We start from the raw sequence: 23,133 nt of genomic DNA, 5'->3' as shown, positions 1-23,133 counted from the left end.
CGTCCGCCGCGCGGGTCGCCATTGTGCGCGGGTGCAGCGAGGCAGATTCATCACGTTCGAAGGCGGCGAAGGCGCCGGCAAGACCACACAGGCGCGCCTGTTGGTCGAGCGGCTGCGCGCCGCTGGGCTGGACGTGGTCCAGACGCGGGAGCCGGGAGGCTCGCCGGGGGCTGAGGAAATCCGCAACATCGCCGTCTCGGGCGACGCCGACCGCTGGTCCGCGCGAACTGAGACCTTGCTGATGTACGCTGCCCGATCCGACCATCTGGAGCGCACGATCCGTCCCGCGCTGGAAGCCGGGCGCTGGGTGGTGTGCGATCGCTTCGCCGATTCGAGCCGCGTCTATCAGGGCGCAGGCGGCGGCGCGCCTGAAAGCCTGATCGAGGCGCTGGACGCGGCCGTGGTCGACGGCGACCAACCCGACCTGACCCTTGTGTTCGACCTGCCGGTGGATGTGGGGCTGGAGCGCGCCTTCGGTCGCGGCCTGTTCGAGACGCGCTTTGAATCCAAGGGCATGGCCTTCCATCAGAAGCTCCGCGAAGGCTTTCTGGAAGTGGCTGAGCGCCACCCCCACCGCTGTGTCGTCATCGACGCGACGGGCGAGGTCGATGAGGTGTCCGAACGCCTCTGGACGGTGGTGGAGGCGCGGCTGCTTTGAGCGAGCATCCGCGCGACCGGTTCGATCTGATCGCCGACCTCAAGGCCGAAGAGGCTTTTCTGGACGCGCTGGACCGTGGTCGTCTGCACCACGCCTGGCTTCTGTGCGGGGTCGAGGGATCGGGCAAGGCCAGCTTCGCCTATCGCGCCGCGCGGCGGCTGCTGGGCGCGGCGCCGGATCTTTCACGCGGGCCGCTGGGCGCCGCGCCGCACGATCCCGTCAGTCGTCTGGTTTCGGCCCAGTCGCACCCTGATCTGCTGGTGCTTGAGCGTCTGGTCGAGGGCGGCAAGCAGAAGAAGTCGATCTCGGTCGAGCAGGCGCGCGACCTGCCGGAGTTCTTCGCCAAGAGCCCGTCCCAGGCGCGGCATCGGGTGGCGATCATCGACGCTGCCGACGACCTGAATGTCAATGCAGCCAATGCCTTGCTGAAAATTCTTGAGGAACCGCCTGAAAGCGGGGTTCTGTTCCTGGTGACGCACGCGCCGGGCCGTTTGCTGGCGACCATCCGCTCGCGGTGTCGCCGTCTCAGCTTTCCGGTCTGGCCTGAACATCGTCTGGCGGAACTGGTCGAGCGACGCACTGGCGTGTCGCTGTCCGAGGCGGATGAGGCGGCGCGCATGGCCGGCGGTTCTCCGGGCGCCGCGCTGGATCTGGCGTCTGGCGCCATGTCCGAAACGGATCGTCTGGCGCGCAGCTGGGTCGAAGGCGGCGCTGTGGACCGCGCCGAGCAACTGGCCGTGGCCGACGGCTTTCGCGGCGCTGAAGGGCAGGCGCGGTTCGACGCCCTGATGGATCGCCTGATCGCGGCGGTGAAGCGGCGCGCGGTCGAGACGGGCGGGCGCGAGGGCGCGCTGTGGGCTGAACTGTGGGGGCGGCTGTCGGAACTGCCGGACCGCGCGGCGGGCCTGAATATGGACAAGGGGGATGTGCTGGCTGGGCTCTGGCCGACATCGCCCGCGTCAAGGCATCAGTATAAGGGCGTTCACCTGAAATGATCATCGACAGTCACGTCAATCTTCACGCGCCCCAGTTCGATGAAGACCGCGACGCCGTGGTCGCGCGCGCGCGCGAAGCGGGCGTGCGGCTGATGGTCGAGATTTCGGACAAGCTGTCGACCTTTGATGCGACCCATGCGCTGGCCATGAACAACGCCGACATCTGGTGCACGGTCGGGGTGCATCCGCATGAAGCCAAGGACTATGCCGATCTGACGGCCGATCATCTGGTGGAGTTGGCGCAGCGCCCGCGCGTCATCGGCATCGGCGAGTGCGGGTTGGACTTCCATTACGATCTCAGCCCGCGCGATGTGCAGGCGGCGGTCTTCCGCCAGCATATCGAGGCGGCGCGCCGCACCGGGCTGCCGCTGGTCATCCATACCCGTGAAGCGGACGAGGTCATGGCCGACATCCTGCGCGAAGAACATGGGCGGGCGCCGTTCATTCTCATGCACTGCTACACCAGCGGCATGGAGCTGGCTGAACTGGCTATGGAATTGGGCGGGTGGTTCTCTGTTTCCGGCATCGCCACCTTCAAGGCGGCCGAAGAGGTGAGGGCGGTGATCCGGCGGATGCCCGAAGACCGCATCATCGTCGAGACGGACTGCCCCTATCTGGCGCCGATCCCGCATCGGGGCCGCCGCAACGAGCCCGCCTATGTCGGCCTGGTGCTGGCCAAGCTGGCCGAGATCTGCGGGTGGTCTCCGGAACAAGCGGATCGTCTGACGACCGACGCCTTCTTCAACTTGTTCGACCGCATCCCCGGCCCGCCGAATGAGAGAGCTGGAGGTCGTCATCCTAGGCTGCGGTTCGTCGGGCGGGGTGCCGCGCGGCGACGGCGACTGGGGCGACTGTGATCCGGCCGAGCCGCGCAACCGGCGCACCCGGTGCTCCATGCTGGCGCGTCTTCATGGCCCGGATGGCGTCACCAGCGTGGTCATCGACACCTCGCCGGACTTCCGTCAGCAGATGCTGATGGCGGAAGTCCAGCATATCGACGGCGTGCTCTACACCCACGACCATGCGGACCAGACCCACGGCATCGACGATCTGCGGGTCTTCGCCCACGCGCGCGGCCGCATTCCCGCCTGGATGGACGAGCCGACCCATGCGGCCCTGACGCGGCGGTTCGACTACATTTTCGAGAGCCAGCACGGCTATCCGGCCATCGTCGAGGCGCGGCCGCTTCCGCCGCACGGCCGTCAATGGAGCGTGCCTGGGCCAGGCGGCGACCTGCCGGTGGCGACGTTCGATCAGGCGCACGGCCCGATCCGATCGGTCGGCTACAGGATCGGCGGCGTTGTCTATTCCAGCGACGTCTCAGACCTCGATGATGAGGCGCTGGAAGCGGTGAGCGGGGCTGACCTGTGGATACTGGACGCTCTTCGCTATACGCCCCATCCGACCCACGCCCATGTCGATAAGGCGCTGGACTGGATCGCGCGAGCGCGGGTGAAGCAGGCCGTCCTAACCAATCTGCACATTGACCTGGATTATCAGCGTTTGAAGCGGGAGCTTCCGACCAATGTCGATGTCGCTTATGACGGTTGGCGTAGCCGAATCTTGCTGGACGAGGCTCAGGCTGGGGAGTGACGCTCGCCTGTCCATGCAAGAATATGTGATGTGCCACAGGGGTTTTATCGGCTATTCGCTCCGGCTGAGCTGCGGGCGGTGGGGCCCTCCATTGGTGTAACGGCGGCGTTGGGGGATTCTGCGCCGCGAACCTGGACGACTGTATGAAACGTATTTTCGCTTACCTCATCGTCGGGGCTATGATCCTCGGCGTTGTGACGGGCTGGGGCCTGAATAAATTTCTGACGGCGGATCAGGCTTCGGCCGCCGCGTCGAACCTCAATCTCATCACCGACATCTTTCTGCGTCTGATCAAGATGATCATCGCGCCGTTGGTGTTCACCACCCTTGTGGCGGGCATCGCCCATATGGAGGACGCCGCCTCGGTCGGGCGGATCGGCGTCAAGACCATGACCTGGTTCATCGGCGCCTCGATCGTGTCGCTAGTGCTGGGCCTGGTGATGGTCCAACTGCTGCAGCCGGGCGCGAACATGCACCTGCCCGAGGCGGTGGCTGCGACGGCCCCGGCGGCCTCGACCGACGCCTTCTCGTTGCACGGCTTCATCGCCCACCTGGTGCCGACCTCGATCTTCGACGCCATGGCCAGGAACGAGATCCTGCAGATCGTCGTCTTCTCGGTCTTCGTCGGCACGGCGGTCGCCGCCCTCGACGACAAGGCGCCGGCGGTGCTGCACCTGGTCGAACAGGCCGCCAGCATCATGCTGAAGGTGACCGAGTTCGTGATGAAGCTGGCGCCGTTCGCCATCTTCGCCGCCCTGGCCTCGACCATCGCCACCCAGGGGCTGGAGATGTTGGGCACCTACGCCAAGTTCGTGCTGGGCTTCTATGGTTCGATGGGCGTGCTTTGGGGCCTGCTGTTCGTGGCGGGCGCCGTGGTGCTGGGCAAGCGGGTGATCCCGCTGTTCCAGGCCATCCGCACCCCGACGCTGCTGGCCTTCTCGACGGCCAGCTCGGAAGCCGCCTATCCGCGCATCCTTGAGGCCCTGCCCAAGGTCGGCGTGCGCCGCCGCATCGTCAGCTTCGTCCTGCCGCTGGGCTATTCGTTCAACCTGGACGGATCGATGCTCTACTGCACCTTCGGCACCATGTTCATCATGCAGGCCCACGGTGTGCATCTGAGCGTGTCGCAGCAGATCTTCATGCTCTTGCTGCTGATGGTGACGTCCAAGGGCATTGCGGGTATTCCGCGCGCCTCGCTGGTGGTGATCATGGCGACCCTGACCTACTTCGGCCTGCCTGAGGCGTGGATCGCCATCGTGCTAGGCGTCGACCACCTGCTCGACATGGGGCGCTCGGCCACAAACGTCGTCGGCAACTCCGTCGCCGCCGCCGTGGTCGCCAAGTGGGAAGGCGAGCTGGACGACATCCCAGCAGCGGACAGCGCGGACGGCGAGCCGCAGCCCGCCGCCGTCTGACGCCGGTCCAGTCCAACAAGAAGCAGGGGGCGTGGAGAGATCATCTCCACGCCCTTTTTCTTGGGTGTAAGGCCGCAGTCCGCCATGCCGGGCCGGGCGTTGCTGTTGACCTGAACCGCGCGCGGCCCTACTGCGGCGGTCGCGTCAGGTTCCCCTCGACGGGGGATTAAAAGGGAACGGAGTGTGAAACTCCGGCTGTTCCCGCAACTGTAAGCGGTTAGCCCGCGCGTCAAACGCCACTGGCGGCTCGAGAGGTCACGACCTCATCGACTGCTGGGAAGGCGACGCGCACCGGCCTTGATCCGCGAGCCAGGAGACCTGCCTGTCGCCGTCGTTCTCCGCGCGGTCGGGATGTGCCGGGCGGTCGAGGCAACTCGTGTGACGACAGTCGTAAACCAGCCGCGTCAGCGGCCGCTTTCGCTCATCCGGGCGATGGTCGGTCCGACGCGGCGTCGTCATATGGAGACCCGGAATGAACCGGACCGCATTCGCCGCCTTGGCCGCCGCCAGCCTTCTGGCCGCCGCCCCTTCTTTCGCCGCTGAAGCGCTCGATCAGCAAGCCGCCGCCCCCGATGTCGCGGGCCGCGCCGGCGCCACCGCCGTCGAGGACGTGGTCGTCACCGCCAACCGCTCGGCCCAGCCGATCGAGCGGGTCGGCGCTTCGGTCGCCGTCCTGACCCAGGCCGCCATTGAAGCGCGCCAGACGACCGCCGTGGCCGAGCTTCTGGCGCAGACGCCGGGCGTCAGCTACAGCCGCAACGGCGGCGTGGGCGCGGCCAACAGCCTGTATATCCGCGGCGCGGAGGGCCACCACACCGTCGTCCTGATCGACGGGGTCAAGCTGAACGACCCGTCCTCGACCCAGGGCGGCTTCAACTTCGGCAATCTGCTGGTTGGCGACGCGGCCCGCATCGAGGTTCTGCGCGGCGCCCAGTCGACCTTGTGGGGCAGCCAGGCCATCGGCGGCGTGGTGAACATCGTCACGACCGAGCCGACAGAAGCCTTCCAGGGCGGCCTGGACGCAGAAGCCGGCGCGCGCGGCACGACCTATTTCCGCGGCGGCGTGAGCGGCGCCAATGAGCGCCTGAGCTGGCGCCTGGCGGCCAGCCGCTACGCCACCGACGGCTTCTCGGCCTATGCCACGGGAACCGAAGACGACGGCTACGACAATACCGGCCTGTCGGGACGGCTGAATCTGAAGATCACCGAGGCCGTGTCGCTGGACCTGCGCTCGGTCTGGTCCAGCGGGCGCGCAGACTTCGACGCCTGGAACGGCGACAGCCGCGACTATGGCAAGACGCAGGAGTTGGTCGCCTACGCCGGGCTGAACATCGACCTTCTGGACGGCCGTTTCCGTAACCGCATCGGCTATGCCCACACCGATACGGATCGTCGCAACTTCAACCCGGACAGCAAGATCCAGCCCCTGACCTTCGATTCCGAAGGCCAGAACCGCCGCTGGGAGTATCAGGGCGCCTTCGCCGTCACCGAGACGCTGAACACGACCTTCGGCGTCGAGCACGAAAAGTCTGAAATGAAGGCGCGCTCGCTCGGCGATTGGAATCCCAACGCAGACTACGGGCGCGGCGAGGCTGAGCTGAACAGCGTCTACGGCCAGGTTCAGTGGACTGTTCTGGACGGACTGACCTTGACCGGCGGGCTGCGCTATGACGATCACGCCCAGTATGGCGACAACCTGCTGGGGCAGGTCGCGGCGGCCTGGGCGCTGAACGAAGGCGCCACCGTCCTGCGCGCCAGCTGGGGGCAGGGCTTCCGCGCGCCGGGTCTGTACGAGCTCTACAGCGAGTACGGCAGCCTGGATCTGCAGCCTGAAGAAGCCGAGAGCTGGGAGATCGGCGTCGAACAACGCCTCTTCGACCGCGCCGTCGTCTCGGCGACCTATTTCCAGCGCGATAGCGACAATGAGATCAACTACGCCAACTGCCTGCCCGGCGACGCTCACCCGATCTGCAGCCAGCCGTACGGCGGCTATTATCAGAACATCCAGAAGGCCGAGACCAAGGGCGTCGAACTGATCGGCCGTCTCGACGTGACCGAGCGTCTGCACCTGAACGCCAACTACACCTGGACGGACGCCAAGAACGCCGTCGGCGATCATGAAGGCAAGCGTCTGCGCCTGCGTCCCGAGCACATGGGCAATCTCGCGGGCGACTACGACTGGGCCTTCGGTCTGAAAACCGGCCTGTCCGTTCGCTACGTGGGCGAGACCTTCAATGACCTGTCGAACGCGGTGAAGGTCGGCGACTTCACCTTGGTCGACCTGCGGGCCTCCTATCCGATCGACGACAATCTGGAAGTCTACGGCCGGATCGAGAACGCCTTCGACGAGGACTACCAGACCGTGCTGGGCTACGGCACGGCCGGTCGCGGCGTCTTCGGCGGCGTGCGCGTCCGCTTCTGATGCGAAGGCCGGGCCGCCCTGATGTCGGGGCGGCCCGGCCAAACCTCTATTCCCGTTCGGCCCAGCGCAGCAGGGGAATGAGCGGCACGCCCCAGCCGATGCCCGCCATGGCGAAGAAGATCAGGTCGATCCACCAGGCCTTAGGCAACAGGGCGTGCAGCGTCACGGCGCCCCAGATCCAGAAGATCAGGAAGAACACCACCGCCACGGTGGCGACGAACCGGCGCGCGCGGGGCGGCATCAGCGCTTGTTCCTGAACAGGAAGAAGGCCGCCAGGCCGATCACCGTGGTCACCAGCGACCACAGCAGCCACTCCCAGTCCGTCAGGGCGGCGACCGCAAAGACGCGAATGGCCAGGAAGGCGCCGCAGGCCGCGCTGACCAGCGCCACCAGGATGACGGCCCCTATGCCTCGGCGTCCCGTCAGAAGGTCGGCGATCCACGCCAGGGCCACGGCGCCGACAACGGCGATGGCGATCTCGATATATTGCACCGGCCGGCGCTCCCTGACTGCTGTGCGACGCTTTGGCGAAGAAAGCGACTCGATCTTGCCACGCGGGAGGGGCATATCCTCGGTTCCGCCGCCTGTGAAGAGGCGGCAAGCATATCGGGGCGAACGGCAGGCGTCGAATGAAGCGTATTGGGGATTTGGATCGCAGCCGCGCTGTGGCGCTGTGGCTGTTTTTCTGCGCGACCTTGGTGTTCGCAATGATCGTGGTCGGGGGGCGACGCGCCTGACCGGATCGGGTCTGTCGATCACGGAATGGAAGCCCATCATGGGCGCGCTGCCGCCGATGAACCACGCTGACTGGGTCGAGGCGTTCGACAAGTACAAGGCCATCCCCCAGTATACCGAAGTGAACGCCGGCATGAGCATGGCGCAGTTCCAGTACATCTTCTGGTGGGAGTGGGCGCACCGGCTGCTGGGGCGTCTGATCGGCGCCGTCTTCGCCTTGCCCTTCATCGCCTTCCTGGCCTTCCGCGCGATCCCGCGTCGTCTGATCGGCCGCTGCGCCGTTCTTCTGGCTCTGGGCGGCCTGCAGGGGCTGATCGGCTGGTGGATGGTGTCCAGCGGCCTGGCCGAGCGCGTCGATGTAGCGCCGGAACGTCTGGCGACCCATCTGGGCCTGGCCTTCGTGATTTTTGCGGGCCTGATCTGGACGGGGCTGGAGGCGTGGGCCGGGGTTGACGCCAACCGTCCGTCGCGCGCCTGGACCTGGGCCGCGGGCCTGCTGCTGGGCGGGGTCTTCGTCCAGTGCCTGTTGGGTGGCCTGGTGGCGGGCGCCAAGGCGGGCCTGATCTACACGGACTGGCCGTTGATGAACGGAGCCTTCTTCCCGCCGATCGCGTGGGGGCAGGGGGCGTTGGCCTTCCTGCATGATCAGGGGCTGGTCCAGCTGAACCACCGCATCGGCGCATACATGCTGTTGTTCGCCGGCACCTTCTATGCGGTCCAGGCCCTGCGCGGGCGTCTGGACGGCGGGCTGGGGATCGCCGCCGTCATCTTTGCGGGCGCGCTGTGGTTCCAGGCGGGGCTGGGCGTCATGACCCTGATCCACGCCGTGCCGGTCACGCTGGGCGTGCTCCACCAGGCCGTGGCGGCGCTCGTGCTTGGGGCGGCGACGGTGAACCTGTGGCTGGTGCGGCGTTCGCGGCCGCGGATGTTCGCGTCCAGCCTGCGCTAAGCCGTCACTACGGCTGAACAAAAAGGCCGCCTTCCGGATCGGAGGGCGGCCTTTTCATTTAACGATCCGCGAGAGCGTTAGCCGATCTTCACCCGCGTTGCGGATTCCGGCAGGTCCTCGCCGAAGGCGCGCTGATAGAATTCGGCGATGGTCGGCCGTTCCAGCTCGTCGCACTTGTTCAGGAAGGTCAGGCGGAAGCTCAGGGCCAGGTCGCCGCCGAAGATGATGGCGTTCTGGGCCCAGGTGATGACCGTGCGGGGCGACATGACGGTCGAGATGTCGCCGTTCATGAAGGCGTTGCGGGTCATGTCGGCGACGCGGACCATGGCGGCGATCTGCCGGCGGCCGTCGGCCGTGTCGTACTCAGCGCCTTGGCCACGACGATCTCGGCTTCCACGTCGTGGTCGAGATAGTTCAGCGTGGTGACGATGTTCCAGCGGTCCAGCTGCGCCTGATTGATCTGCTGGGCGCCGTGATACAGGCCCGTGGTGTCGCCCAGACCGACCGTGTTCGAGGTCGCGAACAGGCGGAACCACTTATTCGGACGGATGACCCGGTTCTGGTCCAGCAGGGTTAGACGCCCTTGCGCCTCCAGCACGCGCTGGATGACGAACATCACGTCGGGACGGCCCGCGTCGTATTCGTCGAACACCAGGGCGACCGGGCGTTGCAGCGACCACGGCAGGATGCCTTCGCGGAATTCGGTGATCTGCTTGCCGTCTTTCAGGACGATGGCGTCCTTGCCGATCAGGTCGATCCGGCTGACGTGGGCGTCCAGGTTCACGCGCACCATCGGCCAGTTCAGGCGGGCGGCGACTTGCTCGATGTGGGTCGACTTGCCGGTGCCGTGATAGCCCTGAACCATCACGCGGCGGTCGTAGGCGAAGCCCGCGCAGATGGCGAGCGTCGTCTGCGGATCGAACCGATAGGACTCGTCGATTTCGGGCACGTGGCTGTCGCGCGTCTCGAAGGCGGGCACGACCATGTCGGAATCGATGCCGAACGCTTCTTTCAGCGTGACCTTGCGGTGCGGTTCCAGCGTGACGAGCGGATCGGGGGAGGCGTCGAGCGGAGAGGTCATGGCCACCACCTAGCGCCCTCGCGCGCGCGGCTCAACACGCGCGAGGGGCCGGACTGATGATTAGCGCTGGGCCGGTCGGATTATTCCGCCGAAAGGGCGACCTCGACGTTGCCGCGCGTGGCGTTGGAGTAGGGGCAGACCTGATGCGCCTTGTGGATAAGGTCGTTGATAACCGCCTCGTCCAATCCGTGGTCCGTGACCTTGAGCGTCACATCCAAGTTGAAACCTTCGCCGCGGATGTTCTTGCCGAAACCGATGCCTGCCTCGACCTTGGTGTCAGGTCCCACAGGCGTCCCCGCCTTGCCGGACACCAGACGCAGGGCGCCCAGGTAGCAGGCGGCGTAGCCGGTTGCGAACAGCTGCTCCGGGTTGGTTCCGTCGCCGCCCTTGCCGCCCATTTCGGTCGGGACGGACAGGCGGACGTCGATCTTGCCGTCGTCGGTGGCTGAGCGGCCCTCGTCGCGTCCTCCGCCGGACGCCGTGGCGTGGGCGCGGTATAGGATTTCCATGGGCAGACTCCGAACATTTTGAAGGGCTGAAGCTGCTTCAACGCCTCTCAGAAACAACGGTTCTGTGATTCGGAATATCCACAGCGTGATGTTAACAATTGCCGCATCGCTCCCATTGGGGAGGGGCTGAGATGACCACGCTGCCGCAGTTCTTCTGCTATGTGTACGACGCGCCCGGCCGGACGCCTCAAATGCTTGCGCTTGAGGCCGACACCTTCCTTGAGGCGATCCGCGAGACGCGCCAGGTGATGCGCGGCGAAAGCGGCGCGGACGTCTTCGCGGAGATCTGGGACTCGTCTCAACTCGGCGGGCAGGTCACCCGCGTGGAGGCCTCGCCCGGCGGCGCTGGCCTGCTGAGGTCCCTCAAGCGTAACCGGCCTTTTTCAAGGTTTTCCAGGCCTTGATCACGCTCTGAAGTTTGACCTCGGCGCCACGGTCGCCGCCGTTGGTGTCCGGGTGGAAGCGCTTCAAAAGCTCATGATAGCGGGCCTTCACCGCGGCCTTGTCGGCGCCCGGCTCCAGGTTCAGGTCCGCCAGGGCGGCGCGTTCCAGCTTGCCCATCCGCTGTTCAGGGGCCTCGGCGACGGGCGCTTCCTGGGTTCTGCGTCCGAACAGGCCGAAACTGTCGCGCCATGAACCGGCGCCTGAGGTGTTGTTCGTGCCGAACTTGGCGGCGAAGGCGGCCGCCTCGCGCGTCTGGGGCCCGGCCTTCATCTGCCAGGTGGGGCGGCCGCCGGTCATGGCCTCGTTTTCCTGGGCCGCGCGGATCTGGCCCTCGTTCATGCCGGCGTAGAAGTTCCAGCCCTTGTTGTACTGCCCCGCGTGGCCCTGACAAAAGTTGTAGAACTCGTTGATCTGCTCGCGCGACTTGGGCGCCTTGGCGGTCGCCGGGCGAGAGCAGTCGGGCCACTCGCAGCGCTTCTCGCCGGGCTTCAGGTGCAGGACGTCGGCCTCGGCCTGTTCCTCCTCGGGCCGGGGCGGCTTCACGCGGATATCGGTAAAGCGAGGCTTGTATTGAAAAGACGCAGACATCCTCCGAAGTGTAGGGCTGATTTGGACGGCTTCAAGGAACGACCGATGTCTAATGGCCCTGTGGCGAGGATTATCCGTGAAAAACTGACAGCGGCCTTCGCTCCGAGCGTGATTGAGCTGGAGGACGACAGCTGGAAACACGCCGGCCACCACCACGAAGGGGGAATCGACGCCCAGGACGGCGGGGAAAGTCATTTCCAGCTGCGGATCGTTTCCACCGCCTTCGAAGGCAAGAATCGCGTCGCGCGTCAGCGGGCGGTGAATACGGCTCTGAAAGACGGTTCTCAGCGGCCCGGTCCACGCCCTGTCCATCCGCGCCCAGACGCCGGGCGAGGCCGCGGGCTGATATTCACCGATTTGGGATTACGTAGTTCTCCACATTCATATCGTCTTAGAACTTTTGGCCATAGCGTCCGCCCCCGAAACATATTGCAGCGAGCGGGGGCGTCGCCATGGTGGGTTCCGAAGGAATAGGGAAGGGGCTTGAAAGCCAGGAGGCCGGCAGCGCCGCCCAGGCTCTGTCCGCCATCCTGCAGACCCACTATCTGCGCTATCTGATCATCACCAGCTGGGCCGTGGGGCTGATCGCCACCGTGGGTCTGCTGCATGGCCTGCTGTGGTTCGCCGGAACCCTGGCCGCCGGGGCCCTGCGCGGCGTGGCGGAAAAGCGGATCAGCCGCAGCCAGAACGCTGAGGCCGGGTGGGACCGTATCTTCCCGATTGTGGGCGCTGTGACGACGGCCGCCTGGGCGGCGGCGCCCTTATGGCCTGGTTTTCGGACTCGCTCTTCGGCCGCGAACTGGCGATCGCACTGCTGATCTCCGGCTATGTGCTGGTCTTCGCCCAACTGCGCAGCTCGCCCAAGCAGGCCATTGTGATTTCATCGCCCTACGGCGTCGCGGCGGCGATCATCGCTGTGACCCTGATCGGCGATCCGGCCTTCTGGCCCTTTCTCATGTTGGCGCCGTTCACGGCGGCCTCGCTGTTCGTCCTCGTGACGATGACCATGTTGCGCGAGGAACGCATCCGCGCCTTCCAGGAACACCAGGCGCATCTGATCGAGGAACTGGAGGCGGCCAGGGACAAGGCGAATGCCGCCAATGAAGCCAAATCCAACTTCCTCGGCGTCATTTCTCACGAACTGCGCACGCCGATGAACGGGGTGCTCGGCGCGGCGCAGCTGTTGAGCGCGACGCGGCTGGACGGCCCAGCGCGAATATCTGGCGATCATCCGCAACTCGGGCGACAATCTTCTCAGCCTGCTGAACGACATCCTCGACATGACCAAGATCGAGGCGGGGCGTATGAACTTCGAGTCCATCGACATCCAGTTGGACGACCTTCACCGCCGCATCGTCGGCCCCTTCGAGGCGCAGGCCGAGGCCAAGGGGCTGAGGTTCGTGTCCGAGTTCGAGGGCGATACGCCTGCCGTCGTGCGCGGCGACCCCTTGCGGGTCTGTCAGGTGGTGCAGAACCTGCTGTCCAACGCGGTGAAGTTCACCGAGAGCGGCGACATCCGCTTCGTGACGCGAAGCCGCCGTATCTCCGAGCGCCGCGTGGCGTTCGAGTTCGCGGTGCACGACAGCGGCGCAGGGATTTCAGAAGGCGACATGGATCAGTTGTTCCAGCCCTTCACCCAGATCGACGCTTCGTCGACACGACGCTTCGGCGGCACGGGTCTGGGCCTGACGATTTCGCGACGCCTGGCCAACATCATGGGCGGCGACATCACGGTGCAGTCTCAGGTCGGCTCGGGGTCGGTCTTCACGTTCGCTGTCGAGGGCGAGGTCGTCTGCTGGGAAGATGAGGCCGCTCAGGCCGACTCGGACGCCGATAGCATCGAACCGGACGGCATGAAGGTGCTGGTCGTCGAGGATCACCCGGTCAACCGCATGATCCTTGAGGCGTGGATGGGCTCGACCGGACGCCGCACCACGACGGCTGAAAACGGCCAGGAGGCGGTCCATATCGCTCAACATCAGGCCTTTGACCTGATCATCATGGACGTGAACATGCCGGTCATGGACGGCCTGACCGCCACCCGTCTGATCCGCGCGGGCGGCGCCAACGCGGAAACGCCGATCGTCGTGCTATCGGCGTCGGCCCGGAACGAGGACCACGAAGCCGGTATGGCGGCTGGAGCCGACGCCTACCTGAACAAGCCGATCGATTTCCGCAGTCTTGCCGGCCTTATGACCCAGGCCAAGGGCGGGCGGCCCGCGCTTCAACAGTCAGTCGAGAGCGAAGCCGCCTGACGGATACGGAAACGCTTGCGAGGTTCGGCGTTCCGTAAGGCCACGACCGAATCTCAGGAGCCGATTTGCGCCGTTTCGCCGAACTGCTTGATCGACTGTCGCTGACTGCGTCGCGCAAGGCGAAGCTGGTTCTCTTGCGCGATTATCTCCGGTCGACGCCCGATCCGGATCGGGGCTGGGCGCTGGCGGCGCTGACCGGCGACCTGGCGTTCTCTGCAGCCAAGCCGGCCATGATCCGCAAGGCCGCCGAGGCGCGGGTCGATCCTGTGCTGTTCGGCTGGTCCTACGACTATGTGGGCGACCTGGCCGAGACGGTCGCCCTGATCTGGCCGTCCGATCCCGAACACCGGCCCAACCGCGAGCCGTCGCTGGGCGAGGTCGTTGACGCGCTGCAGGGCGCAGGCCGGCAAGAGGCGCCCCGTCTGATCGAAGGCTGGCTGAACGCCCTGGAGCCGAAAGGGCGCTGGGCGCTGTTGAAGCTGGTCACGGGCGGTCTGCGCGTCGGCGTGTCGGCGCGCCTGGCGCGCACCGCTGCCGCCATGATGCGGCCGGACGCCGTCAGCGCGCCTCCTACGCCGGAAGGCGGCGAGCAGGCCGCCGTCCTGCCGCCGGTCGACGTCGCCGACATCGAAGAGGTCTGGCATGGGCTGAGCGCGCCCTATGGCGACCTGTTCGCCTGGCTGGAAGGGCGGGGCGAACGCCCCAGCGCCGAGGCTTCCGGCCGCTTCCGTCCCGTCATGTTGGCGACCGCTCTGGATGAGGCGGCGGATATGTCCCGTCTGGACCCGACAGACTTCGTGGCCGAGTGGAAATGGGACGGCGTGCGGGTTCAGGCTGTGCGCGAAGGCGGGGTGACGCGGCTCTATTCCCGTACCGGCGACGACATTTCGGCGGCGTTTCCCGACGTGATCCAGGCTCTGACCTTTGAGGGCGCAGTAGATGGCGAACTGCTCGTCGTGCGCGATGGCGCTGTCGCTCCGTTCGGCGACTTGCAGCAGCGGTTGAACCGCAAGACGGCCAGCGCGCGATTGATGCAGGACTATCCAGCGGCCATCCTGGCCTACGACCTGCTTGCCGAGGGCGAGCAGGACGTGCGCGCGCTGCCGCTGACGCAGCGTCGAGAGCGGCTCGAGCGTCTGGTGTCCCGACATGAGGGCGACCGGCTGGCGCTGTCGCCGTTGCTGACCCACGTGACCTGGGACGATCTGGCGGCCTTGCGGGCCGATCCGCCGGTCGGCGCCGCTGCCGAAGGCCTGATGCTGAAACGCCGCGACAGCGCCTATGTCGCTGGCCGCCCGAAAGGGCCGTGGTTCAAATGGAAGCGCGATCCTCACGTCATCGACGCGGTTTTGATGTACGCCCAGCGGGGCCACGGCAAACGGTCCGGCTTCTATTCCGACTACACGTTTGGCGTCTGGACCGAGGAGGGCGCGCTGACGCCGGTCGGCAAGGCCTATTTCGGCTTCACCGACGAGGAGTTGAAACAGATCGACAAATTCGTGCGCGACCACACCACCGATCGTTTCGGCCCCGTTCGCGCGGTTCGCGCCGAACGCGATTTCGGCCTGGTTCTTGAGATCGCCTTCGAGGGGCTTCAACGCTCGACGAGGCACAAATCGGGGGTCGCCATGCGCTTCCCGCGCGTCAGCCGCATCCGCTGGGACAAGCCGGCGCGCGAGGCGGATACGCTCGAGACGGTGCTCGATCTGCTGGACGCCATCGAGCGCGGCGGCGGTCGGGTCAGCGCCGGTGAAAAAGCTTGAGCGTCGGGGCTTCCAATCGGCTCCACGTGCGTTAGACCCGGTTCATGCTCATGAATTTCCTGCATAGTCGCGTCGTTCTGGCCGAGCCCTTGGCTCAGGCGATGGCCGCCGGCGAGCAGAGGCTGAGCATGGACGCCGCTATTCTGGCCAAGGCTATGGATCTGCTCGGCGATTTCGCCGTCAACCTGGCCATTGCGGCGATCATCTTCGTCCTGACCTTGCTCGCTGCGCGCTGGGCCTCGGGCGCGGCGCGGAAAATTCTGGGCCGGACACGGCTGGTGCGGCGCGATCCCACGGTGCTGGCCTTTATGGTGCAGATCGTGCGGGTGGTGGTCGTCATCATCGGCATGATCGCCGTACTGCAGCGCCTGGGCGTGCAGACGACCTCCATCATCGCCGTTCTGGGCGCCGCCTCGCTGGCGGTCGGCTTGGCTCTTCAAGGGACGCTGTCGAATGTGGCGGCCGGGGTGATGCTGCTGATCCTTCGCCCCTATCGCGTGGGCGAGGCTATCGACGTGGGCGGCGCCTCCGGCACGGTGCAGAAGCTTGATCTGTTCACCACCCAGCTGACCAACGCCAACAACCACAAGATCGTCATTCCGAATTCCAAGGTGCTGAGCGACGTCATCGTCAATGTGACGGGCCAGCGGACGCGCCGGATCGAGATCAATTCACCGTGGGCTATGGCGAAAACCTGAAGGACGCGTGCGCCGTTCTGGCGTCGGTCGCCAAGGTGAACGACAGGGTGCTGAGGATCCGGCGCCGTGGACCGGCGTTACCGGCCTGCTGGACAGCTCGGTCCAGATCACCCTGCACGCCTGGGTCAACAACGCCGACTGGTGGCAGACCCAGTCCGACCTGATGCAGGCGGGCAAGGAGGCGCTGGACGAGGCCGGTATCGAGATTCCTTTCCGCACCAGGTCGAGGTGCCGGCGAAGGACGCCAAGTTCGCGCGGGTCGTCATGGCCCCGCTGGAAAACGATGCGGCTCAGGACGGATCGTCCGGCCGAGGGGAGAGTGACCCGTGCGTTTCGATTTCGGTTCCGACAATACGGCGGGCATGGCGCCGTCGGCGCTTCAGAGCCTGATCGCGGCCAATACCGGCTTCGCGCGGGCCTACGGGGCGGATGAGACCTCGGCGCGAGCCGCCGACCTGATCCGTCAGACGCTGGACGCCGACGCCGAGGTGCGCTTCCTGTTCAGCGGTACGGCGGCCAACGCCATCGGCCTGTCGATGCTGGCGCGCCCCTATGAGGCGGTGCTGGCCCACCACGCGGCCCATATCTGCACGGATGAAACTGGCGCGCCCGGCTTCTTCGGTCACGGCGTCGGCCTGATCGGACTGCCCGGCTACTCGGGCAAGATCGACGTGGCGGCGCTGCACGCCTCTCTGGAAGAGCCTGTCGTCGGCCACCGCCAGCCTGCGGCCGCCCTCAGCCTGACCCAGGCGACGGAGTACGGCGCCGTCTATTCCGAGGAAGAGTTTCGTCACCTGATCGAGCCCGCCAAAAGCGCGGGGCTTGGCGTCCATATGGACGGGGCGCGGCTGGCCAACGCCGTGGCCGCGGGTTTCGACCCCAAGAATATCGCGCGTCTGGGCGTGGATGTTCTGTCGTTCGGCGGCGCCAAGGCCGGCGCGCACTGCGTCGAGGCGCTGGTGATCTTCGACAAGGGGCTGACGCGGCGGATCGACAACCGGCTGAAGCAGGCGGGTCAGACGGCGTCAAAGGGTCGGCTGCTTGCGGCGCCGCTGCTGGGTCTGCTGGAAAGCGGCGACTGGTTGTCGGGCGCCGCCCACGCCAATCTGATGGCCCAGCGTCTGGCGGACGGCATCGAGGCCCGGACGTCCTTCGTTCTCGCCCATCCGGTCGAGTCCAATGCGGTTTTCGTGCGCATGCCTGACGAGGCGCATCAGGCGCTGAACGCCGCCGGTTGGGCCTGCTATCAGTTCGACGACGGTTCGGTGCGGTTCGTCTGTTCCTGGGCGACCGAAGAGGCGGCGGTGGCCGCCCTCATCGACGCCGTGGCGAGCCTGAACTGAAGTGGCGGTCCGGTTCCGCCTCGATGGCATGACGACGGCGGAGCGCGGCGATGCGGGGTGAACGCTCGGGACGGCGCGGCGATGTCGCGACCAAGGCCATGAACGCTGGCGTCGATCCCTCTCAGCAGGACGCGCCGCCGACGCTGGAGGCGCTGAAGAACCTGATCGGCGTGGTGGCGCGGTCCGGCGCGCCGCAACTGCCCTGGCGCGTAACCGGCGCGATCCTGCTCACGCTGGCGGGCAAGGGGTTGGGCGTGCTCGCCCCTCTGGTGCTGGGCGCGGCGGTCAACCATCTGGCGGCCGATCAGGGGCCGGCGGCGTCTGTGGGGCTGGGCTTCGCCGCCTTCGCCGTGGGCTGGGCGGTGGTGCGCTTCCTGTCAGCGGCGACGCCGCAGTTGTCGGACGTGGTGTTCGCCCCCGTGCGCGCGGCGGCCCAGCGAAAGACGGCGGCCGAGACCTTCGCCCACGCCCTCAGCCTGTCGCTGGACTTCCACCAGACCAAGCGATCCGGCGCCTTGTCGCGCGTGATGGACCGGGGCTCGCGCGCGGTGGACTTCCTGCTGCGCATCCTGATGTTCAACCTGGGGCCGACGGTGCTGGAACTGCTGCTGGCGGCGGCGGTGCTGGGCGGCAAATACGACTGGCGTTTCGGCGCGGTCGCGGTGGCGGTCGTGCTGGTCTATGCGATCACGACCTTCGCCATGGCCAACTGGCGGCTGGAGCACCGGCGCGCCATGAACGCCGCCGACAGCGAGGCGGCGGGCCTGTCGGTGGACGCCCTGCTGAACTATGAGACGGTCAAGTCGTTCGGCGCCGAAAGCCGCGCGGCCGAGGCCTATGACCGATCCCTATCGACCTATGTTCAGGCCTCGCTGAAGGCGAACACCTCCCTGGCGGCGCTGAACCTGATTCAGGGCCTGATCATGAATGTCGGCCTGGGCGTCATGGCGGTCATGGCCGGGTTCGAGGCGGCGGCTGGACGGATGGGGCCGGGCGATGTGACGGCCGCCGTGCTGATCATGATCTCCCTCTATGCGCCGCTAAACATCCTGGGCTTCGCCTATCGAGAAATCCGCCAGTCCTTCATAGACATGGAGGAGATGCTTAAGGTGACGCGACAAGCGCCGCAGGTGGCGGACGCGCCCGACGCCGCGGCCCTGACCCGGCCTGAGAGCGGTGGCGGCGCCGAGATCGTCTTTGATCATGTGGGCTTCCGGCATGATGCGCGGGCGGCGGGGCTGGACGACGTCAGCTTCGTCACGCCCGCCGGCACGACGACCGCCCTGGTGGGGCCGTCCGGCGCTGGCAAGTCGACGATCGTCAAACTGGCTTTGCGCCTGCTGGACCCACAGGAAGGCGCGGTGCTGATCGACGGTCGGGACGCGCGCGGCCTGACCCAGGCGTCGCTGCGGTCCGCCGTGGCCCTGGTGCCGCAGGACGTGGCGCTGTTCAACGACACCATCGCCGCCAATATCGCCTTCGCCCGTCCTGATGCGGACGACGCGGCGATCTGGGCCGCAGCCGAGGGCGCCGAACTGGCCGACTTCATCCGCAGTCTGCCCGAGGGCATGGAGACCCGCGTCGGCGAGCGGGGTCTGAAGCTCTCCGGCGGCGAGCGCCAGCGTGTCGGCATCGCCCGCGCCCTGTTGGCCGATCCCTGCATCCTGATCCTGGACGAGGCGACCAGCGCCCTGGACAGCCGCACTGAAGCGGCCATTCAGAAGACGCTGCGCAAGGCGAGGGCAGGGCGCACGACCCTGGTGGTGGCGCACCGCCTGTCCACCGTGGCCGACGCCGATCAGATCCTGGTGCTCAAGGCGGGCCGCGTGGTCGAGCGCGGCGCCCACCATGAGCTGGTGGCGCGTCAGGGCGGGGAATATGCGGCCCTGTGGCGCAAACAGACGCGCGGCGCCAGGACGCAGGCCCCTCAAACCTGACTGAGCTTAGTCCTTGGCGCCGGGGACCTTGGCCTTCAGCACGTCCTTGAGGCTGTCCAGCACCTGGGCGCGGGCGTCGTCGGCCTCGCTCGGCAGCGTCAGCAGAAGGCGCAACGCCTGGGCGTGGACAGTAACGATGCGCCAGTCGAACGCCTGATCTTCCGGCGCCGCGTCGATCAGATCGCACAGATTGGCGGCTGCGGTGCAGATGTCCTTCATCTCGAATGGCCCGCCCGCATCGATCACGGCGCTGGAGCGGGCATAGGCCTGATCCAGAGCGGCGGAGGCCTGGTCGGGACTGGGGGAGGCTTCATCCCCGCCAAAGCGGACACCTGTTCCTCAATGACCTCTCGGCTGCGGGTCTCATATTCCGCCAGGTTGGCGCGCGCCTGCTTCAGCGCGGTTCCGACGCTGACGCCGCCGGGCTGGTCGATCAGGGTCGACAGGCGCGAGCGACGACGATTGTGCGTGATGACGGTCATAGATTGATCGAGCCTCTTCGCTGGGCCTCGAATTCCGCCTTGCGGATCTCCTCGGAACGACGCTCGGGACCGGGCCAGGGTTCCTCCCTGAAGCGACGGTCCGGGCCGAAATAGTCGCCGACCTCCAGGAAGGGGCGATTATCCTTCGCCACCCAGACGATGCGTTCCAGCAGCACCCCAGCGCTGAACGGCTTGGTGATCAGGAAGTTGGCCCCACAGTCGCGCGCCTCAGACACCTTGGAGCGGCGGACGTGGGCCGCGGTCATGATGACGGGCGCATAGGCGTTCGGCTCCAGCCCCGAGCGACGCAGCCAACGCACGAACTCGTAGCCGCTCATGCCCGGCATTTCGCAGTCCACCAGGATCAGATCGACCGGGTGGGTCTGCAGGACCTTGATGGCTTCCGCCGCTTGGGCGCACGCATGGCGGACCTTGATGCCGAACCCTAGCAGAGCCTGAGTCGTCAGCTCCATCGCGAAGGGGAGTCGTCGATGACCATGGTCATCGCCCCATCGAAGTTGAAGACTGCACTTTCGCGCAGGGTTTCGCCGACCCCGTTCATGCTGCGCATGAGAGCCTCGAATCACGCATTACGGAACCTTGGACGAATCGCATCGGCGCAGCTTCCACGCCGACGAGCCGCCTTGCAACGGCTCGCGCGTCCGATCAGCCCAGACGGCCGATGGCGTAGAAACGGTCGGCGCGCTGCTTCTTCAACTGCTCGGCCGACAGGCCGGACATGGCCTTGAGTTCTTCTTCCAGCACCTGGCCGACGTTCTGGATCGCCTTTTCGCGGTCGGCGTGGGCGCCGCCCAGCGGCTCGGGGATCACGCGGTCGACGATCTTCAGCTCGATCAGGTCCGGCGCCGTGATCTTCATGGCGTTGGCCGCGTCCTTGGCCCGCGAGCCGTCGCGCCACAGGATGCCCGCCGCGCCTTCCGGCGAGATGACCGAATAGATGGAGTGCTCCAGCATCAGCACCCGGCTTGCGGCGGCGATGGCGATGGCGCCGCCCGAACCGCCTTCGCCCGTCACCGTGGCGATGGAGGGCACGCCCAGCGTCAGGCCGCGCTCGGTCGAACGGGCGATAGCCTCAGCCTGGCCGCGCTCTTCGGCGCCCAGACCCGGATAGGCGCCGGCGGTGTCGACGAAGGTCAGGACGGGCAGGCCGAACTGCTCGGCCATGTCCATCAGGCGCACGGCCTTGCGATAGCCCTCGGGGCGGGCCATGCCGAAGTTGTGGACGATGCGGGTCTGGGTGTCGTGGCCCTTCTCATGGCCCATGATCACGACCGGCTGGCCGCGGAAACGGGCCAGACCGCCCAGGATCGCCTGGTCGTCGCCGAACTGACGATCGCCGTGCAGTTCCACGAAGTCTGTGAACAGGCCGTCGACGTAGTCGATGAAGTGGGGACGCTGCGGGTGGCGCGCGACCTGGGTGCGCATCCACGGGTCAAGGTTGGCGTAGGCCTTCGTGCGCATGGCGTCGGCCTTTTTGCGCAGGGCGGCAATCTCGGTCTCGAACGATCCGCTGGTCGGCGCCAGCAGCGACAACTCGGCGATCTTGGCGTCCAGTTCGGCGATCGGCTTTTCGAATTCGAGATAGTGCGTGGCCATTAGGCGTCCGTGAGGAGGAAGCGCGCATTGCGCTACGGAAGGCGGCGGAACCTAGAGCGCCGAACGCTTCGGAGCAAGCGCGGGTTCAGAAGGCTTTGGGAAGACCCGCCTGTTTCAGGACGCTGTTTGCCGTGTGTCGGCTCTTGGAGCGAGGCACGATCACGGCGTGGCCGATATCGGGATGTCGCCATTTCTCGTGGCTGCCCTTGGCGCTATCCATTCGTCGCCAGCCTGCAGCGTAAAGAATAGCTGCGAGTTCGGGATAGAAGTCCTTGGCCATGCAGTCAGATCATCGCATCGAGCGCGATCAGACAACGCACGGTTGGCGCGATCAAGCCGCCAGCACCTCAAAGCCGCCTGACGCCTCAAAACGGATGGGCACGGGGCCGTGGATGTCGAGGTTTTCAGCCAGGAGCTCCGAGGCGAACTGGCGCGCCAGGCTTTCGAACTCGGCCAGAGTCGCGGTTTCGATAACAAGGCCGGGAATGTCGGATTCGCTGCACCAGACCTCGACTTCGGGGTCCCAGATCGCCTTGACGTAGAAGGTGCGCGCCATGCCGGAAGTATGGGCGCTTAGTCGTCTTTCGCCAAGGGTGGTTGGCGTGGACCACCTGGGACAGGCGGTCGGTCGCGACGTGGGTGTAGATCTGGGTGGTCGAGATGTCGGCATGGCCTAACAGCGTCTGGACTACGCGCAGGTCGGCCCCGCCTTCCAGCAGGTGGGTGGCGAAGGCGTGGCGCAGGACGTGTGGGCTGACGCGCGACGGGTCTATCCCGGCTGAAACGGCCGCCTGATCCAGCAGCTGGGCGAAGCGGCGCGGGGTCAGATGGCCGCTCTTTCCGTGGGAAGGAAACAGCCACGAACTGTCGGGCGTGTTCGGCTTGCGCGCGGCGTCGCGGGCGTCGAGCCAGGCCTTGATCGCCTCGCGCGCGGCGGTGTTGAGGGGCGCCAGCCGTTCCTTGCCGCCCTTGCCGCGCACGATCAGATAGGCCGGATCGCGCCGCACGGCCTCGACCTTGAGCGCCAGCAGTTCGGAGACGCGCAGGCCCGAGGCGTAGGCCATCTCGACCAGGGCGATCAGGCGCAGGCCAGCGGCGCTGTCTGCGGCGCCGGCGGCGGCCAGCAGGGCTTCGATCTCGTCGCGGCTCAGTGTCTTGGGCAGGCTGCGGCCCTGTTTGGGCGCATCGAGGCGGCGCGAGGGATCGTCGGTCCGCCAGCCTTCGCCCAGGGCGAAGCGATAAAATTGCCGCACCGAGGCCCGGCGGCGTGCGGCGGTGGCGGCCGACAGCCCGCGCCTCGACAGACCGGCGAACCACGCCTCCAGCGCCTCCTGCGGCGCAGCCATCAGGCCCCCGGCGTCGCCCAGCCAGGTCTCCGCGTCCGCCAGGTCCCGGCCATAGGCGGCCAGCGTATGGTGCGAGGCGTCGCGCTCGACCGCCATCATCTCTAGGAACGCTTCGATCTGCGGTGTCATGCCGTGTCAGGTCGTTTCTTCTGAGGTGTGGAGCCGGGCGGCGTCTCGTGTAGAGGGTATACGGACCATGCCTTCCGACGCCTCGCCTGATTCCTTCCCGCTGTCTTCGGTCCGCACCATAGCTCTGGTGGGGCTGATGGGCGTCGGGAAATCGACTGTGGGCGCCGTCTGGCC

The 23,133-nt window shown here is 66.6% G+C and carries 24 protein-coding genes, 5 pseudogenes and 1 riboswitch; of the genes and pseudogenes, 17 read left to right on the top strand and 12 right to left on the bottom strand.

The window, feature by feature from the left end; genetic code table 11:
• Positions 1 to 31 precede the first annotated feature (31 nt).
• From tmk to V8F63_RS13605, 6 genes are all read left to right on the top strand, one after another.
• Positions 32 to 658 (top strand): dTMP kinase, encoded by a 627-nt coding sequence (gene tmk, locus V8F63_RS13630; protein WP_392353663.1) that lies wholly within the window; start codon positions 32 to 34, stop codon positions 656 to 658.
• Positions 655 to 1,653, top strand: coding sequence for a DNA polymerase III subunit delta' (locus tag V8F63_RS13625; RefSeq protein ID WP_392353661.1), 999 nt, complete (start codon positions 655 to 657; stop codon positions 1,651 to 1,653). Before tmk ends, V8F63_RS13625 begins: the two co-directional genes overlap by 4 nt.
• Positions 1,650 to 2,510 (top strand): TatD family hydrolase, encoded by an 861-nt coding sequence (locus V8F63_RS13620; protein ID WP_392353660.1) that lies wholly within the window; start codon positions 1,650 to 1,652, stop codon positions 2,508 to 2,510. The genes V8F63_RS13625 and V8F63_RS13620 overlap by 4 nt, the downstream gene beginning before the upstream one ends.
• The gene (locus tag V8F63_RS13615) at positions 2,428 to 3,246 is read left to right on the top strand and encodes an MBL fold metallo-hydrolase (protein WP_392353658.1); all 819 of its coding nucleotides are present in this window, start codon (positions 2,428 to 2,430) and stop codon (positions 3,244 to 3,246) included. The genes V8F63_RS13620 and V8F63_RS13615 overlap by 83 nt, the downstream gene beginning before the upstream one ends.
• A 143-nt stretch (positions 3,247 to 3,389) precedes the next feature.
• Positions 3,390 to 4,661, top strand: a complete 1,272-nt coding sequence (locus V8F63_RS13610; protein WP_134581055.1) for a dicarboxylate/amino acid:cation symporter — start codon at positions 3,390 to 3,392, stop codon at positions 4,659 to 4,661.
• Positions 4,662 to 4,790: 129 nt separating this feature from the next.
• Positions 4,791 to 5,002, top strand: a riboswitch (cobalamin riboswitch).
• Positions 5,003 to 5,133: 131 nt separating this feature from the next.
• Positions 5,134 to 7,083: a TonB-dependent receptor gene (locus tag V8F63_RS13605; RefSeq protein WP_392353655.1), complete on the top strand. Its 1,950-nt coding sequence runs from the start codon at positions 5,134 to 5,136 to the stop codon at positions 7,081 to 7,083.
• 46 nt (positions 7,084 to 7,129) lie between these two features.
• Here V8F63_RS13605 and V8F63_RS13600 read toward each other — a convergent pair whose 3' ends face one another.
• Both V8F63_RS13600 and V8F63_RS13595 read right to left on the bottom strand, forming a co-directional pair.
• Positions 7,130 to 7,324, bottom strand: a complete 195-nt coding sequence (locus V8F63_RS13600) for a DUF2842 domain-containing protein (protein ID WP_392353653.1) — start codon at positions 7,322 to 7,324, stop codon at positions 7,130 to 7,132.
• Positions 7,324 to 7,575: a transglycosylase gene (locus V8F63_RS13595; RefSeq protein WP_278069096.1), complete on the bottom strand. Its 252-nt coding sequence runs from the start codon at positions 7,573 to 7,575 to the stop codon at positions 7,324 to 7,326. Before V8F63_RS13595 ends, V8F63_RS13600 begins: the two co-directional genes overlap by 1 nt.
• Positions 7,576 to 7,712: 137 nt before the next feature.
• Between V8F63_RS13595 and V8F63_RS13590 the strand changes: the two are divergent.
• Positions 7,713 to 8,767 (top strand): annotated as a pseudogene (locus V8F63_RS13590) (COX15/CtaA family protein).
• A gap of 77 nt (positions 8,768 to 8,844) precedes the next feature.
• On the opposite strand, the pseudogene cobS reads toward V8F63_RS13590, so the two are convergent.
• Both cobS and V8F63_RS13580 read right to left on the bottom strand, forming a co-directional pair.
• Positions 8,845 to 9,848: pseudogene (gene cobS / locus V8F63_RS13585) on the bottom strand (cobaltochelatase subunit CobS).
• Positions 9,849 to 9,928: 80 nt separating this feature from the next.
• Complete coding sequence (locus V8F63_RS13580) at positions 9,929 to 10,357, bottom strand: organic hydroperoxide resistance protein (RefSeq protein ID WP_392353651.1); 429 nt, start codon at positions 10,355 to 10,357, stop codon at positions 9,929 to 9,931.
• Positions 10,358 to 10,488: 131 nt separating this feature from the next.
• Between V8F63_RS13580 and V8F63_RS13575 the strand changes: the two genes are divergently transcribed.
• Positions 10,489 to 10,761: a hypothetical protein gene (locus tag V8F63_RS13575; RefSeq protein ID WP_025977217.1), complete on the top strand. Its 273-nt coding sequence runs from the start codon at positions 10,489 to 10,491 to the stop codon at positions 10,759 to 10,761.
• On the opposite strand, the gene V8F63_RS13570 is transcribed toward V8F63_RS13575, so the two are convergent.
• Positions 10,721 to 11,389 (bottom strand): J domain-containing protein, encoded by a 669-nt coding sequence (locus V8F63_RS13570; RefSeq protein WP_025977216.1) that lies wholly within the window; start codon positions 11,387 to 11,389, stop codon positions 10,721 to 10,723. The genes V8F63_RS13575 and V8F63_RS13570 overlap by 41 nt on opposite strands.
• A gap of 45 nt (positions 11,390 to 11,434) precedes the next feature.
• Between V8F63_RS13570 and V8F63_RS13565 the strand changes: the two are divergent.
• From V8F63_RS13565 to V8F63_RS13525, 9 genes and pseudogenes are all read left to right on the top strand, one after another.
• Positions 11,435 to 11,735: pseudogene (locus V8F63_RS13565) on the top strand (BolA family protein).
• 106 nt (positions 11,736 to 11,841) lie between these two features.
• On the top strand, positions 11,842 to 12,207 hold the full coding sequence (locus V8F63_RS13560) for a hypothetical protein (protein ID WP_392353649.1): 366 nt from the start codon (positions 11,842 to 11,844) through the stop codon (positions 12,205 to 12,207).
• Positions 12,153 to 12,545 (top strand): annotated as a pseudogene (locus V8F63_RS13555) (hybrid sensor histidine kinase/response regulator); the annotation flags it as partial. The gene V8F63_RS13560 and the pseudogene V8F63_RS13555, both read left to right, overlap by 55 nt.
• A gap of 148 nt (positions 12,546 to 12,693) precedes the next feature.
• Positions 12,694 to 13,644 (top strand): response regulator, encoded by a 951-nt coding sequence (locus V8F63_RS13550; RefSeq protein ID WP_392353647.1) that lies wholly within the window; start codon positions 12,694 to 12,696, stop codon positions 13,642 to 13,644.
• Positions 13,645 to 13,709: 65 nt separating this feature from the next.
• The gene (locus V8F63_RS13545) at positions 13,710 to 15,407 is read left to right on the top strand and encodes a cisplatin damage response ATP-dependent DNA ligase (protein ID WP_392353645.1); all 1,698 of its coding nucleotides are present in this window, start codon (positions 13,710 to 13,712) and stop codon (positions 15,405 to 15,407) included.
• A gap of 44 nt (positions 15,408 to 15,451) precedes the next feature.
• Positions 15,452 to 16,105, top strand: coding sequence for a mechanosensitive ion channel domain-containing protein (locus tag V8F63_RS13540; protein WP_392353643.1), 654 nt, complete (start codon positions 15,452 to 15,454; stop codon positions 16,103 to 16,105).
• 7 nt (positions 16,106 to 16,112) lie between these two features.
• Positions 16,113 to 16,538 (top strand): mechanosensitive ion channel family protein, encoded by a 426-nt coding sequence (locus V8F63_RS13535; RefSeq protein WP_392353642.1) that lies wholly within the window; start codon positions 16,113 to 16,115, stop codon positions 16,536 to 16,538.
• A complete protein-coding gene (locus tag V8F63_RS13530; protein ID WP_392353640.1) occupies positions 16,432 to 17,448 on the top strand; it encodes a beta-eliminating lyase-related protein in 1,017 nt (338 codons plus the stop codon). The genes V8F63_RS13535 and V8F63_RS13530 overlap by 107 nt, the downstream gene beginning before the upstream one ends.
• Positions 17,449 to 17,546: 98 nt before the next feature.
• Positions 17,547 to 19,385, top strand: coding sequence for an ABC transporter ATP-binding protein/permease (locus tag V8F63_RS13525; protein ID WP_392355104.1), 1,839 nt, complete (start codon positions 17,547 to 17,549; stop codon positions 19,383 to 19,385).
• 6 nt (positions 19,386 to 19,391) lie between these two features.
• Here the strand turns inward: V8F63_RS13525 and V8F63_RS13520 are convergent, their stop codons facing one another.
• From V8F63_RS13520 to V8F63_RS13490, 7 genes and pseudogenes are all read right to left on the bottom strand, one after another.
• Complete coding sequence (locus tag V8F63_RS13520; protein ID WP_392353638.1) at positions 19,392 to 19,631, bottom strand: hypothetical protein; 240 nt, start codon at positions 19,629 to 19,631, stop codon at positions 19,392 to 19,394.
• On the bottom strand, positions 19,628 to 19,867 hold the full coding sequence (locus tag V8F63_RS13515) for a hypothetical protein (RefSeq protein WP_392353636.1): 240 nt from the start codon (positions 19,865 to 19,867) through the stop codon (positions 19,628 to 19,630). Before V8F63_RS13515 ends, V8F63_RS13520 begins: the two co-directional genes overlap by 4 nt.
• Complete coding sequence (locus V8F63_RS13510) at positions 19,864 to 20,340, bottom strand: response regulator (protein ID WP_392353634.1); 477 nt, start codon at positions 20,338 to 20,340, stop codon at positions 19,864 to 19,866. Before V8F63_RS13510 ends, V8F63_RS13515 begins: the two co-directional genes overlap by 4 nt.
• 193 nt (positions 20,341 to 20,533) lie before the next feature.
• Positions 20,534 to 21,484 carry an acetyl-CoA carboxylase carboxyltransferase subunit alpha gene (locus V8F63_RS13505; RefSeq protein ID WP_134581028.1) on the bottom strand — a complete coding sequence of 317 codons (951 nt, stop codon included), beginning with the start codon at positions 21,482 to 21,484 and terminating at the stop codon, positions 20,534 to 20,536.
• An 85-nt stretch (positions 21,485 to 21,569) separates the two neighbouring features.
• Positions 21,570 to 21,764, bottom strand: a complete 195-nt coding sequence (locus V8F63_RS13500) for a type II toxin-antitoxin system HicA family toxin (protein WP_392353632.1) — start codon at positions 21,762 to 21,764, stop codon at positions 21,570 to 21,572.
• Positions 21,765 to 21,815: 51 nt separating this feature from the next.
• Positions 21,816 to 22,040: a DUF1902 domain-containing protein gene (locus V8F63_RS13495; protein ID WP_025977205.1), complete on the bottom strand. Its 225-nt coding sequence runs from the start codon at positions 22,038 to 22,040 to the stop codon at positions 21,816 to 21,818.
• 49 nt (positions 22,041 to 22,089) lie between these two features.
• Positions 22,090 to 22,959 (bottom strand): annotated as a pseudogene (locus V8F63_RS13490) (tyrosine recombinase); the annotation flags it as partial.
• Between the last annotated feature and the right edge of the window lie 174 nt (positions 22,960 to 23,133).

The sequence above is a fragment of the Brevundimonas sp. LF-1 genome, assembly GCF_037055305.1.
GTDB lineage: Bacteria > Pseudomonadota > Alphaproteobacteria > Caulobacterales > Caulobacteraceae > Brevundimonas > Brevundimonas sanguinis.
This window is presented reverse-complemented; position numbering and strand designations above follow the sequence as displayed.

What these genes read in the sequence shown, in the direction of transcription:
- V8F63_RS13540 (WP_392353643.1), top strand. Translation starts at nt 15,452, where the DNA reads ATGCTCATGAATTTCCTGCATAGTCGCGTCGTTCTGGCCGAGCCCTTG.
- V8F63_RS13550 (WP_392353647.1), top strand. Translation starts at nt 12,694, where the DNA reads ATGAACTTCGAGTCCATCGACATCCAGTTGGACGACCTTCACCGCCGC.
- V8F63_RS13580 (WP_392353651.1), bottom strand. Translation starts at nt 10,357, where the DNA reads ATGGAAATCCTATACCGCGCCCACGCCACGGCGTCCGGCGGAGGACGC.
- V8F63_RS13615 (WP_392353658.1), top strand. Translation starts at nt 2,428, where the DNA reads ATGAGAGAGCTGGAGGTCGTCATCCTAGGCTGCGGTTCGTCGGGCGGG.
- V8F63_RS13510 (WP_392353634.1), bottom strand. Translation starts at nt 20,340, where the DNA reads ATGGAGCTGACGACTCAGGCTCTGCTAGGGTTCGGCATCAAGGTCCGC.
- V8F63_RS13505 (WP_134581028.1), bottom strand. Translation starts at nt 21,484, where the DNA reads ATGGCCACGCACTATCTCGAATTCGAAAAGCCGATCGCCGAACTGGAC.
- V8F63_RS13500 (WP_392353632.1), bottom strand. Translation starts at nt 21,764, where the DNA reads ATGGCCAAGGACTTCTATCCCGAACTCGCAGCTATTCTTTACGCTGCA.
- V8F63_RS13560 (WP_392353649.1), top strand. Translation starts at nt 11,842, where the DNA reads ATGGTGGGTTCCGAAGGAATAGGGAAGGGGCTTGAAAGCCAGGAGGCC.
- V8F63_RS13610 (WP_134581055.1), top strand. Translation starts at nt 3,390, where the DNA reads ATGAAACGTATTTTCGCTTACCTCATCGTCGGGGCTATGATCCTCGGC.
- V8F63_RS13620 (WP_392353660.1), top strand. Translation starts at nt 1,650, where the DNA reads ATGATCATCGACAGTCACGTCAATCTTCACGCGCCCCAGTTCGATGAA.
- V8F63_RS13525 (WP_392355104.1), top strand. Translation starts at nt 17,547, where the DNA reads ATGAACGCTGGCGTCGATCCCTCTCAGCAGGACGCGCCGCCGACGCTG.
- V8F63_RS13495 (WP_025977205.1), bottom strand. Translation starts at nt 22,040, where the DNA reads ATGGCGCGCACCTTCTACGTCAAGGCGATCTGGGACCCCGAAGTCGAG.
- V8F63_RS13570 (WP_025977216.1), bottom strand. Translation starts at nt 11,389, where the DNA reads ATGTCTGCGTCTTTTCAATACAAGCCTCGCTTTACCGATATCCGCGTG.
- V8F63_RS13575 (WP_025977217.1), top strand. Translation starts at nt 10,489, where the DNA reads ATGACCACGCTGCCGCAGTTCTTCTGCTATGTGTACGACGCGCCCGGC.
- V8F63_RS13600 (WP_392353653.1), bottom strand. Translation starts at nt 7,324, where the DNA reads ATGCCGCCCCGCGCGCGCCGGTTCGTCGCCACCGTGGCGGTGGTGTTC.
- V8F63_RS13605 (WP_392353655.1), top strand. Translation starts at nt 5,134, where the DNA reads ATGAACCGGACCGCATTCGCCGCCTTGGCCGCCGCCAGCCTTCTGGCC.
- V8F63_RS13515 (WP_392353636.1), bottom strand. Translation starts at nt 19,867, where the DNA reads ATGACCGTCATCACGCACAATCGTCGTCGCTCGCGCCTGTCGACCCTG.